The following is a 14,634-nucleotide window of genomic DNA, read 5'->3' as shown; positions in this document are numbered from 1 at the left end:
TAGTTCAGCTGGTTAGAATGCTGGCCTGTCACGCCGGAGGTCGCGGGTTCGAGTCCCGTCCGCTCCGCCAGTTATACAAAGCCCTCGGCTCCGTGCCGGGGGCTTTTTTTTGGCCGCTATGGCGGCAATTGCGCGCCGAAAGCCGTGTCGGATCCGGTGCGGTGCGGGATTGGGCTGGGTGCCCGGCGTCAGGCGCGTTACACTGCGCGGCTCGCCCACAGGCCGTGATTTGCCAATGCTGCAGAAACTTCGCGACAAGACGTCAGGCTGGATCGCTACCGCCATCCTGGGGTTGCTGATGATTCCGTTCCTGTTCGTCATCGACAACAGCTACCTCGGCGGCATTGGCGCCAATAATGTGGCCAAGGTGCAGGCACCGCCGACATGGTGGAAATCGGCGCCGTCGTGGTGGCCGGTTTCGCTGCTGTGGCAGCACCATGAAATCAGTACGCAGGATTTCCGCGCCCGCTTCGAGCAGGCGCGCATGCAGGAGCGGCAGCGCCAGGGCGAGAATTTCGATCCGCGCACGTTCGAATCCCGCGAAAACAAATTGCAGGTGCTCGACCAGTTGGTCGACGAGCAAGTGGTGCGTCTGGGGGCCGAAGATGCCGGCATCGTGATCGGCGATGCGACGGTGCGCGATTACATCGCCGGCATTCAGGCATTCCAGGTCGACGGCAAATTCAGCCCCGACCAGTACCGCGCTGCACTTGCGCAGGGCACGCCACCGCGCACGCCGGCGCAGTTCGATGCGTTGGTGCGCGACAGCTTGCAGCAGTCGGTGATTCCGCAGGCGATTGCCGAGTCGGGCTTTGCGACCAAGGCCGAGTTCGAGCGCTTGCTCAAGCTGATGGGCGAAACGCGTGACGTGCAGCTGGCCATGCTGCCGCCACCGGCCGCCGATACGGCGCCGGTCAGCGATGCACAGATCAAGCAGTGGTACGACGGGCATACCCAGGATTTCCGTCAGCCGGAGACGGTGACGATCGAGTATGTCGAACTCGATGCCGCCAAGTTGCCGCCGGCAACCGCCGCTGACGAGGCGACGCTGCGCAAGCGCTACGACGAAGAGAAGGCGCGTTTTGTCGAGCCGGACCAGCGTCTGGCGTCGCACATCCTGATCACCGCCGGTAGCGATCCTGCCGCGCAGAAAGCCGCCGAGGAGAAAGCGGCCAAGCTGGCTGCGGAAGCCAAGCAGCCCGGCGCCGATTTTGCCGCGTTGGCCAAAGCCAATTCGCAAGACCCTGGTTCCAAGGGCGCTGGTGGCGATCTTGGCTGGGTCGAGAAGGGCACGATGGTCAAGCCGTTTGAAGATGCCTTGTTCTCGATGAAGGCTGGCGAGGTGGTCGGCCCGATCAAGAGCGAGTTCGGTTACCACGTGATCCAGCTGCGCGAGGTCAAGGGCGGCCAGGGCAAGTCGTTCGAGCAGGTGCGCGATCAGCTCGCCGCCGAGCAGCTCAAGGCCGATGCCGACAAGGCATTTACGGATGTGAGCGGCAGGCTGGTGGATCAGGTCTACAAGAATCCCACCGCGCTGGAGCCGGCAGCCAAGCAGGTCGGTCTGCCGGTGCAGACACTGGGTCCGTTCTCGCGCGCCGATGCGAGCGGTATTGCGGCCAATCCGGCGGTGCTGCGTTCGGCATTCTCCGAAACGCTGGTGCAGGACGGCACGGTGAGCGATCCGATCACCATCGGTCCGAACCACAGCGTGGTGTTGCGTGTGACCAACCACACCGCCGAGGCGGCCCTGCCGTTGGACAAGGTGCGCGAGAAGGTGATCGCCGCCGTCCGCGCGGACCGCACCGAGAAGGCCGCCGCAGCGGCTGCCGACGCGTTGCTGGCACGTGTGCAGAAAGGCGAGACCCTGCAGGCGCTGGCCGCCAGCGAGAAGTTGCAGGTGCAGCCGATCCCGGGCTTGCCGCGCACCGCGCCGATTCCGACGCCGGCGGCAAACCGCGCCATCTTCAGCGCGCCGCGTCCGACCGACGGCAAGCCGTCGGTGGGCAAGGTGGAGCTGGATGGCGGGCGCTTTGCGGTGTTTGTCATCAGCAAGGCGACCCCGGGCGACCTGAAGCAGATGCCGGCCGAGCAGCAGACCATGCTGCGCGAGCAGCTGAGCCAGATCGACGGCAACAATGCGGCGCAGGCGTACGTCAAGGAAATGCGCAAGCGCTACAAGATCCAGATCGAAGAGGCGCAGCTGTAACCGCTGCTGTTCGACTGGTGGAGAAAGAGCCCGGGGAACCGGGCTTTTTCTTTGGCCGATGCCGTCGTGGGCAGGTGCCAGCGTTCGTGTGGAGTATCCCGCCGCTGGCGCTGCGGCGAGTCTGTGGTTGCGTGGACCAGGCACTGCGATGGCCCGCCGCAACTGATCTGGCGTCGTGCGCATTGCCATCCGTTTGGGATAGGTCTGCCGGGGTTGCGGATTTCGCGCGTCAGGATTGCAGGCGTGCGGTTGCGAAGACGTGCGTCATTCAACGTGCTGATCTGCCGGGCCAATCTGCCAGGCCAGAAAAGCCAGCGTCGGGTTGCGCGTTTGGTGCGCCTACGGGTGGCTGCCTGTCGGTTGGCGGCAGATGCTGCAAGCGCGCTCAATCAACTGCGATGTCGGTCGGCTTGCAACGATAGCGGGCCAATCGGCTGCGAGTACGCCCGTTTCCGATTCCACCCGTGTCCGATTCCATACGGCGTCGCTAGCAGCGCACGCAAAAGGTAAGTGTCAGGCGCTCTCTTCGCAGCCGACCTACGCCTGCGCAGCGCGGCGCTCAACTTCCCCGTGCAAGGTCGACGAGAAGCATGCCGCTGTAGCGTCAGCGGCGCAGGAACGGCGCCGGAGGCAGGCGGCTTAGGTCAGGGTGTGTCTTCGAACGACAACACCATGCCGGGCTTCAGCACGGCACGCTTGTCCAGGCCATTGCTGGTCAGCAGTGTCGTGACTGTCACGCCATAGCGGCGTGCGATGGCCCAGGCGGATTCGCCGTTGCGGACCGTATGCGTGGTGCGCGCCTGTGGCCTGGAGGCATCCGTCGTCGCGGCGGCAACGACCGTGGGGGCGGCAGCGCTGTTGTCCGCAGTGCTGCCCGTGTCGGCAGATGCGACCACGGCACCTGTCGCACCTGGCTGCGCAGGTGCGATCGGGGCGAGCACATGCACGCCCCGCGGTGCGGCGCGCGCGCTGGCCAGCGCCGGATTCAACCGGGCCAGCAGCTGCGGCTCGATGTCGCGTTGTCCCGCAAAGGCGTTGAGACTGGTGCCGGCCGGCAATGCATGTTCGGTGAGTACCGGTACCGGGCGGTCGAGCGAGGTCAGCAGATTGCCCTGCTGCTGCGCATGGTCCAGCACACAGGCGAGCGCGTGCAGCTTTTCCACGTACTCGTAGGTGACCTTGGACATGCCGGGCAATTCGGACGGGCGAGCGTTCTGCGCGTTCATGCCGGCCGTGCGCATGGCCTGCAGCACGCGATACTCGCCCGCGTTGTAGGCCATCAGCGCCAGGCGCCAATCGCCGCCGAACATGCCATACAGCGTCTTGAGATAACGCACCGCAGCGGTGGTGGAGTCCACTGCCGAGAGGCGTCCGTCGTATTGCGCGCCAACCGGCACATGGTGGTTGCGCGCAGTGGTAGCGATGAACTGCCAGAGGCCGGCGGGGCCACTGCCGTTGCGGGCGCCCGGGCGATAACCGCTCTCGACGAACGGAATTAGCGCAAATTCGGTCGGCATGTCGGCTTCGCGCAATTCATCGACCACGTAGCCGAATAGCGGCAAGACATCCTGTGCGTCGTCTGCCAGACGGGCCGGCGCGCGCGAAAAATGTTGTTCCCAGCGGGTGTCGCTATGTTCGCTGTCGCAGCCAGGATCGGCGCGACCGTCCAGGAACGACGAAAAGATCTCCCGACCGTTGCGCACCTGGGGTGTGGCGGTCTGGGCGATCGAGCTCTCTGCGGGTTTGGAGCGGCTTGCGTCGTTGGACGATGCGGCTGCGGGTGCGACGACCGCCGATGCGGTCAGCACTGCCAGAAGCAGGCGCCTCATGCGCGAAATTCGTCTTTCCAGCGCCGAAGTTCGGCGAAAACGTCAACTTCAGAGGAAATTGCCCCACCTGCGCGAGATGCCACCGCAGCGCGGATTTCGGGACTGCTGGTGCGTAAGAACGGATTGGTGGCCAGTTCACTCTTGAGCGAAATCGGCAGGGTAGGACGGGCTGCATGACGCATGGCCTGGGCTTCCTGTTGACGGCGCTGCAAGGCAGCGTTGGTGGGATCGACGTGCAGCGCAAAGGCCGCATTGGCCAAGGTGTATTCATGGCCGCAACACACGAGTGTTTCGCCAGGCAGGGAGGCCAGGCGCTGCAACGCGTCGAACATCTGAGGAGCGGTACCTTCGAACATCCGCCCACAGCCTAGGCTGAACAGGGTATCACCGCTGAACAGATGGCGGTCAGTGACGAAGGCGATATGGCTGCGGGTATGGCCGGGCACTTCCAGCACATCGAAGCTGTTTCCAAGCAGGCTCAAGCGATCACCCTGGCCCACGCGGTGGGCATCTGCCGGGATGCGTTCGTCGGCCGGACCGTACAGCGCAAGGTCCGGCCAACGCTGCTGCAGCGCTGCCACGCCGCCAATGTGGTCGGCATGGTGGTGGGTCAGCAGGACCGCACTGGGGCTGAAGCCTTCGCGCTCTGCGGCGGCGAACACCGGCTCGGCCTGGCCCGGGTCGACGATGACTGCGCGGCCATCGCTGGCGACCAGCGCCCAGATGTAGTTGTCGTCGAATGCGGGCAGGGCGGTCAGTCGCATAGAATTGGGACCATGCCTGCCACGCCATTCTCCCGTCAAGCTGGCGTCTCATCCTGGTTTGAAACAGGTGCAGGGCGCAGCCTGCTCCTGCTGGAGCGCAAATTGGCGCTTGCGGCGTTGCAAACGCGTCCCTCGCAGCCCTGGTTGTGGCTGACGCCGACGCCCGAGCTGCCGCCGCGCGAGCTGCTGCAGGGGCGCGGGCTGCGGCTGACTCGCAGCGCTGGCCGCTTTGCGGGAGATGCGCGTTGCGCCATGCCGTTTCCGTTGCCGACCGAAAGCCTGCAGGCCATCGTGGTGCAGCATGCGGTGGTGGGCGGCGCGGCGGAATTCCTGGCCGAATGCGAGCGGTTGCTGATGCCGGGCGGGCGGCTATGGCTGTTCACGCTCAATCCGCTGAGCCCGTACCGCTTTCGCTGGGCGCGGCGCGGTCCGGTGGCGCTGCGGCCGGATCGCTGGCGGCTGCTGGCGCAGCGTGCGGGGCTGCAATGCGTGGAGACCGAGCGCTACCTGGGGCCGATCTGGCGCACCGGGCGTGGCGTTACCGGCACCGATCGCGCACCCTGGCGCGCGGTGTATCTGCTCGAAGTGGAAAAGCGCGCCGCCGCTTCGATCGGGCCGACCCCGATCGCGATGCCCTCGCGCTGGCCGCAGCCTGTAGCCACGATCTGACGACCGACCACTTTCCAAACACCAGAAGCTGATGAAATCCATTGAAGTGCATACCGACGGCTCCTGCCTCGGCAATCCTGGGCCGGGCGGTTGGGCGGCCCTGTTGCGTTACAACGGCCGCGAGAAGGAATTGTCCGGCGGCGAAGCCACATCCACCAACAACCGCATGGAGTTGATGGCGGCAATCATGGCGCTGGAAACGCTCACCGAGCCATGCCAGATCGTGCTGCATACCGACTCGCAATACGTGCGCCAGGGCATCACCGAGTGGATGTCCGGCTGGGTGCGCCGCGGTTGGAAAACCGCTGGCGGCGACCCGGTCAAGAACCGTGAACTGTGGGAGCGCCTGCATGCGGCCACGCAACGCCACAGCATCGATTGGCGCTGGGTGAAAGGCCACAATGGTGACCCGGACAACGAGCGCGTCGACGTACTCGCCCGCAATCAGGCCATCGCCCAGCGCGGCGGCAGCGCAACCGCGTAAGCAATCAGCAAGAGGATTCATGCGTCAGATCATTCTCGATACCGAAACCACCGGCCTGGAATGGCGCAAGGGCAACCGCGTCGTCGAAATCGGTGCGGTGGAGCTGCTGGAGCGGCGCCCGAGCGGCAACAACTTCCATCGCTACCTGAAGCCCGATTGCGATTTCGAACCGGGTGCGCAGGAAGTGACCGGGTTGACCCTGGAGTTCCTGGCCGACAAGCCGCTGTTTGCCGATGTGGTCGAGGAGTTCCTGGCCTACATCGACGGCGCGGAGCTGATCATCCACAACGCCGCGTTCGATCTGGGCTTCCTGGACAACGAGCTGTCGCTGCTGGGCGACAACTACGGCCGTATCGTCGAGCGCGCCACCGTGGTGGATACCCTGATGATGGCGCGCGAGCGCTATCCGGGGCAGCGCAACTCGCTGGATGCCTTGTGCAAGCGCCTGGGCGTGGACAACTCGCATCGCCAGTTGCATGGCGCCTTGCTCGATGCGCAGATCCTGGCCGATGTATATATCGCTCTGACCTCGGGCCAGGAAGAGATCGGCTTTGCCAGCGCCGATACCGGCCAGCGCAGCGAGCATGGCGAGGGCATGATCACCTTCGATCCGGCGTTGCTGTTGCCGCGCGCGCGAGTGGTGGTGACCGCGTCGGAGTCGCAGGCGCACGAGGCGCGTCTGGCATACCTGCGCAAGAAGGCCGGGCGCGCGCTGTGGGATGCGCCGGTTGAAGAGGTGGCTGCTGCCGGGTAGTGCGGCTTTCGGCAAGGGGTGTCCGGCTGTCGCGCGGGGCGGCGATGTGGTGGGAGTGCAGTGCGTAGTTGGTGCCCGGCGAGGCTGCGAATTGCGCGCCCGGAGTGGCTACCGCGCGGGTTCGATGCCCGAGCTTGGCCCTGCCAACAAAGCGATGTCTCTCTGGTCTAGTGCGGAGCGGGATGATGTTGCTCTTCGCTGCAGGCCGGTGATCTGCGGCTTGGCTGCAGGGCCCTTGCCCGCCCACCATCGCGGGACACGCCGCAAGTACGTCCGTGTAGGCTCTTACGCGGCATCCATGCCGCGTAAGGTCCCGCGACGGTGGGCGGGCAAGGACTTGTCGAGATGGTCGGTGTGCATGGTATTCAACTAGGCAGCCGACTCACGCTCTGGTGCAGTGCTCTCGACGCCTCCGGGATCCTTGGCGGCCTGGATGCCGCCAGGGAGTCTTCAGGGCTAGATTGACGGCGTGGTCCGCAGGCGGTGAGGACATCGCGCCCTCGACCGACCAAGCGTTTGTCTGCATCCAACCATATGCGGCCAACGAAATTCTGCGCTGACCGCCAGCGGGCGCTCGCTAGGTCTTGTTGGCCGCTTTCAGTAGCTGCGCACCAGGATCGCAGTGATGTTGTCCGAGCCACCGCCATCGAGTGCGGCGGCGACCAGGCATTCGACACATTCCTGCGCGCTGCAATCGGCCTGCGACAGGGTCGCGGCGATCGCGGCATCGTCGACTTCTTCGGTGAGACCGTCGCTGCACAGCAGCAGTTGCATGCCGGATTTGAGCTCGCCCTGCATGGTGGCGACATTGAGGTGGACCGGATCGGTGACGCCCAGCGCCTGGGTCACCACGTTGCGATGCGGATGCGCGCGCGCCTGTTCGCTGGTCAGCGTGCCCTGGGCGATCAGTTCCTGCACATAGCTATGGTCCTGGCTCAGCTGCGCCAGCCGGCCGTCGCGCCACAGATATGCGCGGCTGTCGCCGACCCAGGCCACTTCGAAGCGCTGGCCCAGCACGCGCGCGGCGACGACCGTGGTGCCCATCGGCAAGGTGTCGTTGCAGCGGCGCGAGGTCTTGATGATCTCTTCGTCGGCGATGCGTACCGCCTGGGCCAGCGGGGTGCCGGCGCGCACCTCGCGCACGATGGTTTCGCGCGCCAGGGCGCTGGCCACTTCGCCACAGGCATGCCCACCCATGCCATCGGCCACCAGCCACAGCCCCAGCTCGCTGTCGCCGTAGTACGTGTCCTCGTTGAGGTCACGGCGCAGGCCGACATGGGTAAGGTGTCCGAATTCGAGCATGGGGGCGGGTCGCCAAGGAAGGAGGTGCGTGACCATCATCGCGGCGCGGCCGGCCCGCAGCAACACGCCGATCGCCGGTGCCGCAGGGCGGGTTCACGCCCGGACCTTCGATCGTGCCGGCGATGCCGGCCCGGGCCGCTTGTGGCTGGGCGCCGGTGCCCGTATGATGCACGGCCCCGGGACACTGGGGACCATCTGGAGAGGTGGCAGAGCGGTTGAATGTACCTGACTCGAAATCAGGCAGGCGTTTATAGCGCCTCGGGGGTTCGAATCCCCCCCTCTCCGCCAGATTGAGGCGAGCAGTTGTGCCAGTGCCGCGTGAGTTTCGCCGGCGGCATTGGGGGGTGAGAAGCCCCGGGTTCGACAGACAGCAGCGCTGTCTGCACGGCGAAGCCGCCCGCAGGGCGAAGGCACGGAGTGCCGAGTGAATCCCCCTCTCTCCGCCAGATTCGCATCAGCCCCCGCAAGGGGGCTTTTGTTTATGTGTCGCCGCCGCGCGCTGCTGCGCTGGCTGCAATCCGCCCGATATCCGTTGGAGGCCTGTCATGTCCGAGATCCTGGTGCCCGTGTCCTTTGGTGAGCTGCTCGACAAGATCGCGATCCTGCAGATCAAGTCCGAGCGCATGAGCGACCCCGTCAAGTTGGCCAACGTGCGCAGCGAGCTGTCCGCGCTGGAGACCAGCTGGATGGCGCATCCGGCCGCCGGTCACGACATCGTGCGTCTGCGTGCTGCGCTCAAGGCCGTCAACGAGCGGCTATGGGTGATCGAGGACGACATCCGGCTCAAGGAGCAGGCGCAGACCTTCGACGACGGCTTCGTGCAGCTGGCGCGAAGCGTCTATATCGAAAACGACGAACGTGCGCGCATCAAGAAAGAGATCAACCTGGCGCTGGGTTCGTCGTACGTGGAAGAGAAGTCGTATCAGGACTACCGCGCTAGCGGTGTCTGAGAGCCGCTGGTTGCAGGTCTGCGTAACCGATACACGTGGTGGTCGGTGGGTGTGCGGCGCTTTCTGGTGCGCCGCCACACTTCGAGTCGGCCGGCACCGCGGTGATTGGCTGCCGCGCGCGTGAGCCGGCGGTGTTTGGCTCCTGCTTCCCGGCTGTCCTGGGCGTCTGCACCGCGGCGCAGCGCGCAGCTGCGCAACGATTGAACGCCTGTTCGAGCGACGATCCGACGCCGATTCTCAGCGCGGATGATCGCTGCGATAACGCTCGAATGCGGCGATCGCATCGTCCACGGTGATCAGCGCCATCACCTCGTCGAACTCGATCTTGGTGCCCCATTTCAGCTGGTCGGCCGGCTTGCCCAGGTATTTGCGGGCGGCCGCGTCGTAACGGTCTACGCAATAGCGCACGTCCGAGTAAGGGCCGCTGCGCAGCGGGTTGCTGGCCGCATGCAGGCCGAGCACCTTGGTGCCCATCGCGTTGGCGATGTGCATCGGCCCGGAATCGGGGGTGACCACCAGCTCTGCGCGGGCGAGCAGGGCGGGGAGTTGTTTGAGCGTGTCCTTGCCGACCAGGTCCAGCAACGGCGTGCGCGCGGCTGCGACGATGGCATCGGCGGTGCTGCGTTCCAGCTCGCTACGGCCACCGCACAGCACGACCCGCCAGCCTTGCGCTGCAGCGTGGTCGGCCAGCGCGGCATGGCGGTCGGGATACCAGTTGCGGCGTGCGTGGCTGGAGCACGGCGAAATCATCAGCACCGGGCGGCCATCGTCGTCCCATTGCGCGCGTGCCCAGCGATGCGCCTCGTCGGGAACCGGCAAGTCCCAGCGCACCTGGGTCTGGGTCAGGCCGAGTGGCTGCGCGAAGCTGCCGATGGCGTCGAGCACGTGGATGCCGGGGCGGTCGGCGATGCGCTCGTTGACGAACAGGCCGTGCAGGTCCTTGGAACGGCTGCGGTCATAGCCGATCCGCCGCTGCGCCGGTACGAAGGCCGACAGCACATTGGCGCGCAAGGCCACCTGCATCTGCAGCAGCGCATCGAAGCGACCCAATGGCGCCAGCGAGCGGCGGAGCGCGCGCATGCCGGCCACGCCGGTGCGCTTGTCGTAGGCATGGAACTGCACGCCGGGCAGGCCGTCGAGCAATTTCAGCCCGGCCTTGTCGATGATCCAATGCAGCTGGCTTGCCGGAAACCCCGCCTGCAAGGTGCGCACCAGCGGCACCACGTGGGTGACGTCACCCAGGGCGGACAGGCGCAGCAGGCATAACGAGGCGGGCGTAGAAGCCATGGTGTTGTTAGACTCGATAGATGGTTTCTTTCGACGCCACTGAAGCGCTGGCGCCGTACCGCGAAGGCCGCGGCTATGGCGCCATTCTGTTCGACCGCGAACGGCTGCGGCAAGCCGATGCCGGGCTGTTTTCGCCGCAACGCTGGGGCGACAGGGCACGGCCGGTCGACGAAGGCGGGCGGGGTGGGGCGTGGTTCGTGGATGCGCCGTTCGGTCACAGCGTGTTGCGGCAGTACCTGCGCGGCGGCATGGCCGCGCGCGTGAGCCGCGATCACTATCTGTGGAAGGGCGCCGGGCGCACGCGCAGCTTTGCCGAGTTCCGGCTGATGCGCGAACTGCTCAAGCGCAAGTTGCCGGTGCCGCGCCCGTTGGCGGCTTGCTACTTGCGCGAGGGGCTGAGTTATCGCGCTGCATTGTTGATGGAACGCCTGGAGAACGTGCGCTCGCTCGCCGATCATGCGCAGGTCGCCGGGCGTGGGGCGCCGTGGGAAGAAACCGGGCGGCTGATCGCGCGCTTTCATCGCGCCGGCCTGGATCATGCCGATCTCAACGCGCACAACATCCTGTTCGATGCCGGCGGGCATGGTTGGTTGATCGATTTCGACCGCGGCGTATTGCGCATTCCGGCCACGCGCTGGCGCGAACGCAATCTCAAGCGCCTGCATCGCTCGCTGCTGAAGTTGCGCGGCAACCGCAGCCGCGAAGAGGTCGACAAGGATTACGAGCGCCTGCATCGCGCGTACGAGCTGGCCTGGGGCCGGGGCTACTGATGAACTGGGCGTTGCGGGTACAAGGGGTCGGCAATGCGTCGGCGGTGGCGCTCGGTTCGCCGATGGCCACCATCGAGCGCGCCGGCGCGCCGTGGCTGACCATCGATTGCGGCAGCGAAGGACTGACTGCCTACCAGGCCCAGTACGGTCATCTGCCGCAGGCGGTCTTCATCACCCATGTGCACCTGGACCACGTCGGCGGGCTGGAACGGCTGTTCGTGGACAGCTATTTCTCCCAACGCCGCGGCCGCACGCGCCTGTACGTGCCGGCGCCGGTGGTGCCGTTGCTGCAGCGGCGGATCGCCGACTACCCGAACGTGCTGGCCGAGGGCGGCGCGAACTTCTGGGATGCCTTCCAGCTGGTGCCGGTCGGCGACGCGTTCTGGCACGACGGGGTGCGGCTGGAAGTGTTCCCGGCGCGCCACCACTGGCCGGAGACCGCCTACGGGCTGCGGCTGAAGGGGGCGCTGGTCTGGAGTGGCGACACCCGGCCGATCCCGGAAATGCTGGCCCGTTATGCCGACGACAGCGAGCTCATCGCGCATGACTGCGGCGTTCACGGCAACCCGTCGCATACTGGGGTGGACGATTTGGAGCGGGAGTACCCGCAGGACCTGTTGAGCCGCATGCTGCTGTACCACTACGCCAGCGACGCCGACGGCGACGTGCTCCGCGCACGCGGCCATCGCGTGGCCGTGCCTGGTCAACATCTGTCGCTGGCGGAGCCGACTGCCGCCATGGTGCCCTGATGGGCGCCCTGCTGTTGCCGAACCTGGCCGCCGCGCCGATGCAGGACCGCTATGGCCGGCCGCTACGCGACCTGCGTCTGTCGGTCATCGAGGCCTGCAATTTCCGCTGCGGTTACTGCATGCCGGCCGATCGCGTGCCCGACGACTACGGATTCGATGCGCAGCAGCGCCTGAGTTTCGATCAGCTGGAAACGCTGGTGCGTGCCTTCGTCTCGGTCGGCGTCACCAAGGTGCGCCTGACCGGTGGCGAGCCACTGTTGCGTCGCGATCTGCCCAGCCTGATTGCGCGCCTGACCACGATCGAGGGCATCGAGGATCTGGCGCTGACCACCAACGGCACCTTGCTCGCGCGTCAGGCGGTGGCGCTGCGCCAGGCCGGGCTGCGCCGGATTACCGTCAGCATGGACGCGCTGGATCCGGAGCTGTTCAGACGCATGAGTGGCAACCGTGGCGAGATCGCGCAGGTGCTGGCCGGTATCGCCGCTGCCGAGCAGGCCGGCTTCCAGCGCCTGAAGATCAACTGCGTGGTGCAGCGTGGCGTCAACGAAGATCAGGTGCTGCCCCTGGTGGAGCACTTCCGTGGCAGCGGCCATGTGCTGCGCTTCATCGAGTTCATGGATGTGGGCAGTTGCAATGGCTGGACCGCCGATGCGGTGGTGACTTCGGCGCAACTGCACGCGCGCATCCACGCGCGCTGGCCATTGCTGCCGCTGGATGCCAATTACACCGGCGAAGTGGCGCAGCGGCATGCATTTGCCGATGGCGCCGGCGAGGTGGGCTTTGTCAGTTCGGTCAGCGTGCCGTTCTGCGGCGATTGCCAGCGCGCACGCGTGTCGGCCGACGGGCAGTTGTACACCTGCCTGTTCGCCAGCCAGGGCCATGACCTCAAGCCGGCCCTGGCCGAGGGCGAGCATGGATTGTCCGAGCATCTACGTGCGCGCTGGAGCATACGTGGCGACCGCTACAGCGAGGTGCGCGCATCGACACCGCGCCGTGGCAAGCCGGTGGAGATGTTCCTGATCGGCGGGTAAGGCACTGCTGTTCCATCCAGGCGCCCCGTTCACCGAGAATGTCGCATCCTGAGCGCCTGTCATCGTGTCGTTTCCCATGCCTGCAAAATCCCGTTCCGCACGCCTGACCCACCTGGACGATTCCGGACTGCCCACGATGGTGGATGTCTCGGACAAGGCGGTCACCGCGCGCAGCGCCACCGCGCAAAGCCGGGTGCGTTTTCCGGCCGCCGTCGCCGCGCAGTTGCGCGCCAACGGCTTGCGCAGCGCCAAGGGCGGCATCGTGGAGACCGCTGTGATCGCCGGCACCATGGCGGTCAAACGCACGCACGAGTTGATTCCCTTCTGCCATCCGTTGCCGATCGACGCGTGTCGGTTCGAGATCGACTGGGCGGGCGAGCAGCTGCTGGACATCCGTTGCACGGTGCGCTGCGTGCATCGCACCGGTGTGGAAATGGAAGCGCTCACCGGCGCCAGCGTGGCGGCCCTGACGGTCTACGACATGTGCAAGGCGTTGTCGCACAGCATGAGCATCGGCCCGACCAGGCTGGTGTCCAAGCGCGGTGGCAAGCGCGATATCGGAGCAAGCCAATGAGCAAGACAGTGACAGTGCTGTATTTCGCCAGCCTGCGTGAGGCAGCGGGCATTGCCAGCGAGCAGGTGCAATCGCAGGCGCAGGACCTGCGCGCGCTCTATGCCGAACTCGATACGCGCCATGGCCTGCGCTGGACACCGGCGCAGCTGCGCGTGGCGGTGGATGGCGCGTTCGCGCGCTGGGAGGACGGCGTGCGCGATGGCAGTGAAATCGTGTTTATTCCGCCGGTGTCGGGAGGTTGAGCATGAGCGAGCAGACTTCCGCCCTCTTTGCGCTTTCCGAGGTGCCTTTGCCGGTCGACAGCTTGCGCGCTACGCTGGAACACCCGCATGCCGGCGCATTCGCCAGTTTCGAAGGCTGGGTACGCAATCACAATGAGGGCCGCAGCGTGGCCGGGCTGCGCTATGAGGCCTACGCCGCACTGGCGCAGGCCGAAGGCCAGCGCGTCCTCGACGAGGCAATGGGTCGGTTTGCCATCGTCAACGCCTACTGCGTGCACCGCGTGGGCGAGCTGAGCATCGGCGACATGGCGGTATGGGTCGGCGTCAGCGCGGCGCATCGCGGCGCCGCATTCGATGCCTGCCGCTTCATCATCGACGAGGTCAAGGCGCGCGTGCCGATCTGGAAGCACGAACATTACCTGGAAGGCGATGCCGGCTGGCTGCATCCGGAATCGCAGACGCAGTAGTGCGCTCGCAGGCCACGCGCTGCGGGAACATCAAGAGATCAGGTTGGTGTTCCGCCGGTTGAGCGCGCCGGAAAGCGCCTGACGCTGCGCGTATTTCCGAGCCGTCGCCACGGCGCTGCAAATCACTGGCCAGCTTTGAGCATGGCCGCAAAGTGCCGCGTCGCAGTGGCGGCTGCACACCGTCTGCATTACGCGCCGAGTGCGTGCGGCATCTGTCGATGCGCCATCAGTCTGGGTTGGGGTGGTGTCCCCGCCGGTTGACCTCGGCGCCCGCATCAATCGATACCGTTGCTGCCTTCCGGCCCTGGCGGGATTTTCGATCTAGCGTCGCGAGGGACCGACGGGGCCACCATAAGACGTGGGTCACTGGCGTGACCCTGGATCCATGCAATCGTGTTGCTGGATCATGAAACTGGCGGAGAGAGGGGGATTCGAACCCCCGAAGCGCGGTTTAGACGCTTACACACTTTCCAGGCGTGCTCCTTCAACCACTCGGACACCTCTCCGTACCTGCCGTGCGACCGGGTCGTCGGCAGGAGCGGGATTCTAGCCGCCGCGGGCGCCATTAACAAGGTAA

General features: G+C 66.0%; 15 protein-coding genes, 2 tRNA genes and 1 other RNA gene. 12 read left to right on the top strand and 6 right to left on the bottom strand.

From position 1 onward, the window contains the following. Positions 1 to 235: 235 nt before the first annotated feature. Positions 236 to 2,206, top strand: coding sequence for a peptidyl-prolyl cis-trans isomerase (locus DYQ94_RS20355; RefSeq protein WP_104541544.1), 1,971 nt, complete (start codon positions 236 to 238; stop codon positions 2,204 to 2,206). A gap of 644 nt (positions 2,207 to 2,850) precedes the next feature. Here the strand turns inward: DYQ94_RS20355 and DYQ94_RS20350 are convergent. Further along, entirely contained in the window at positions 2,851 to 4,035 is a 1,185-nt protein-coding gene (locus DYQ94_RS20350; RefSeq protein ID WP_104553645.1) for a lytic transglycosylase domain-containing protein, read from the bottom strand. Next, positions 4,032 to 4,799 carry a hydroxyacylglutathione hydrolase gene (gene gloB, locus DYQ94_RS20345; protein ID WP_102581886.1) on the bottom strand — a complete coding sequence of 256 codons (768 nt, stop codon included), beginning with the start codon at positions 4,797 to 4,799 and terminating at the stop codon, positions 4,032 to 4,034. The genes DYQ94_RS20350 and gloB overlap by 4 nt, the downstream gene beginning before the upstream one ends. Positions 4,800 to 4,811: 12 nt before the next feature. Between gloB and DYQ94_RS20340 the strand changes: the two genes are divergently transcribed. Genes DYQ94_RS20340 through dnaQ form a run of 3 tightly spaced genes read left to right on the top strand, consistent with a single transcriptional unit; the run spans position 4,812 to position 6,706 of the window. Continuing rightward, positions 4,812 to 5,468: a hypothetical protein gene (locus DYQ94_RS20340; protein WP_024938427.1), complete on the top strand. Its 657-nt coding sequence runs from the start codon at positions 4,812 to 4,814 to the stop codon at positions 5,466 to 5,468. Between the two features lie 31 nt (positions 5,469 to 5,499). Beyond that, positions 5,500 to 5,952 (top strand): ribonuclease HI, encoded by a 453-nt coding sequence (rnhA, locus tag DYQ94_RS20335; RefSeq protein WP_024938428.1) that lies wholly within the window; start codon positions 5,500 to 5,502, stop codon positions 5,950 to 5,952. 19 nt (positions 5,953 to 5,971) lie between these two features. After that, positions 5,972 to 6,706 carry a DNA polymerase III subunit epsilon gene (gene dnaQ / locus DYQ94_RS20330; RefSeq protein ID WP_024938429.1) on the top strand — a complete coding sequence of 245 codons (735 nt, stop codon included), beginning with the start codon at positions 5,972 to 5,974 and terminating at the stop codon, positions 6,704 to 6,706. A gap of 597 nt (positions 6,707 to 7,303) precedes the next feature. Here the strand turns inward: dnaQ and DYQ94_RS20325 are convergent. Beyond that, the gene (locus tag DYQ94_RS20325) at positions 7,304 to 8,008 is read right to left on the bottom strand and encodes a PP2C family protein-serine/threonine phosphatase (RefSeq protein ID WP_024938430.1); all 705 of its coding nucleotides are present in this window, start codon (positions 8,006 to 8,008) and stop codon (positions 7,304 to 7,306) included. 197 nt (positions 8,009 to 8,205) lie between these two features. Here DYQ94_RS20325 and DYQ94_RS20320 point away from each other — a divergent pair. Both DYQ94_RS20320 and DYQ94_RS20315 read left to right on the top strand, forming a co-directional pair. Next, positions 8,206 to 8,296 (top strand) — tRNA-Ser (locus DYQ94_RS20320). A gap of 257 nt (positions 8,297 to 8,553) precedes the next feature. Next, positions 8,554 to 8,958 carry a DUF6165 family protein gene (locus DYQ94_RS20315; protein WP_102252645.1) on the top strand — a complete coding sequence of 135 codons (405 nt, stop codon included), beginning with the start codon at positions 8,554 to 8,556 and terminating at the stop codon, positions 8,956 to 8,958. A 237-nt stretch (positions 8,959 to 9,195) separates the two neighbouring features. On the opposite strand, the gene DYQ94_RS20310 is transcribed toward DYQ94_RS20315, so the two are convergent. Next, positions 9,196 to 10,245 carry a glycosyltransferase family 9 protein gene (locus tag DYQ94_RS20310; RefSeq protein WP_126965173.1) on the bottom strand — a complete coding sequence of 350 codons (1,050 nt, stop codon included), beginning with the start codon at positions 10,243 to 10,245 and terminating at the stop codon, positions 9,196 to 9,198. Between the two features lie 20 nt (positions 10,246 to 10,265). On the opposite strand from DYQ94_RS20310, the gene DYQ94_RS20305 reads away from it, so the two are divergent. The 6 genes from DYQ94_RS20305 to DYQ94_RS20280 all read left to right on the top strand — a co-directional run bounded on the left by DYQ94_RS20305 (position 10,266) and on the right by DYQ94_RS20280 (position 14,057). Then, complete coding sequence (locus DYQ94_RS20305) at positions 10,266 to 11,015, top strand: 3-deoxy-D-manno-octulosonic acid kinase (protein WP_024938433.1); 750 nt, start codon at positions 10,266 to 10,268, stop codon at positions 11,013 to 11,015. Next, positions 11,015 to 11,764, top strand: a complete 750-nt coding sequence (locus tag DYQ94_RS20300) for an MBL fold metallo-hydrolase (RefSeq protein WP_115043147.1) — start codon at positions 11,015 to 11,017, stop codon at positions 11,762 to 11,764. Before DYQ94_RS20305 ends, DYQ94_RS20300 begins: the two co-directional genes overlap by 1 nt. After that, positions 11,764 to 12,795 carry a GTP 3',8-cyclase MoaA gene (gene moaA / locus DYQ94_RS20295; protein WP_104568858.1) on the top strand — a complete coding sequence of 344 codons (1,032 nt, stop codon included), beginning with the start codon at positions 11,764 to 11,766 and terminating at the stop codon, positions 12,793 to 12,795. Before DYQ94_RS20300 ends, moaA begins: the two co-directional genes overlap by 1 nt. 76 nt (positions 12,796 to 12,871) lie before the next feature. Next, on the top strand, positions 12,872 to 13,369 hold the full coding sequence (gene moaC, locus DYQ94_RS20290; protein ID WP_024938436.1) for a cyclic pyranopterin monophosphate synthase MoaC: 498 nt from the start codon (positions 12,872 to 12,874) through the stop codon (positions 13,367 to 13,369). After that, entirely contained in the window at positions 13,366 to 13,611 is a 246-nt protein-coding gene (locus DYQ94_RS20285; protein WP_160954651.1) for a MoaD/ThiS family protein, read from the top strand. The genes moaC and DYQ94_RS20285 overlap by 4 nt, the downstream gene beginning before the upstream one ends. After that, positions 13,608 to 14,057, top strand: a complete 450-nt coding sequence (locus DYQ94_RS20280; RefSeq protein WP_160954650.1) for a molybdenum cofactor biosynthesis protein MoaE — start codon at positions 13,608 to 13,610, stop codon at positions 14,055 to 14,057. The genes DYQ94_RS20285 and DYQ94_RS20280 overlap by 4 nt, the downstream gene beginning before the upstream one ends. Positions 14,058 to 14,304: 247 nt before the next feature. On the opposite strand, the gene ffs is transcribed toward DYQ94_RS20280, so the two are convergent. Both ffs and DYQ94_RS20270 read right to left on the bottom strand, forming a co-directional pair. Beyond that, positions 14,305 to 14,401: signal recognition particle sRNA small type (ffs, locus tag DYQ94_RS20275), an RNA gene on the bottom strand. Between the two features lie 69 nt (positions 14,402 to 14,470). After that, a tRNA-Ser gene (locus DYQ94_RS20270) sits at positions 14,471 to 14,563 on the bottom strand. Positions 14,564 to 14,634 lie beyond the last annotated feature (71 nt).

This window comes from Xanthomonas sp. LMG 8993 (assembly GCF_009835065.2).
In the GTDB taxonomy this organism is placed as follows: domain Bacteria; phylum Pseudomonadota; class Gammaproteobacteria; order Xanthomonadales; family Xanthomonadaceae; genus Xanthomonas; species Xanthomonas arboricola.
The sequence above is the reverse complement of the archived record's forward strand: the minus strand, read 5'-3'. Positions and strand labels throughout refer to the sequence as shown.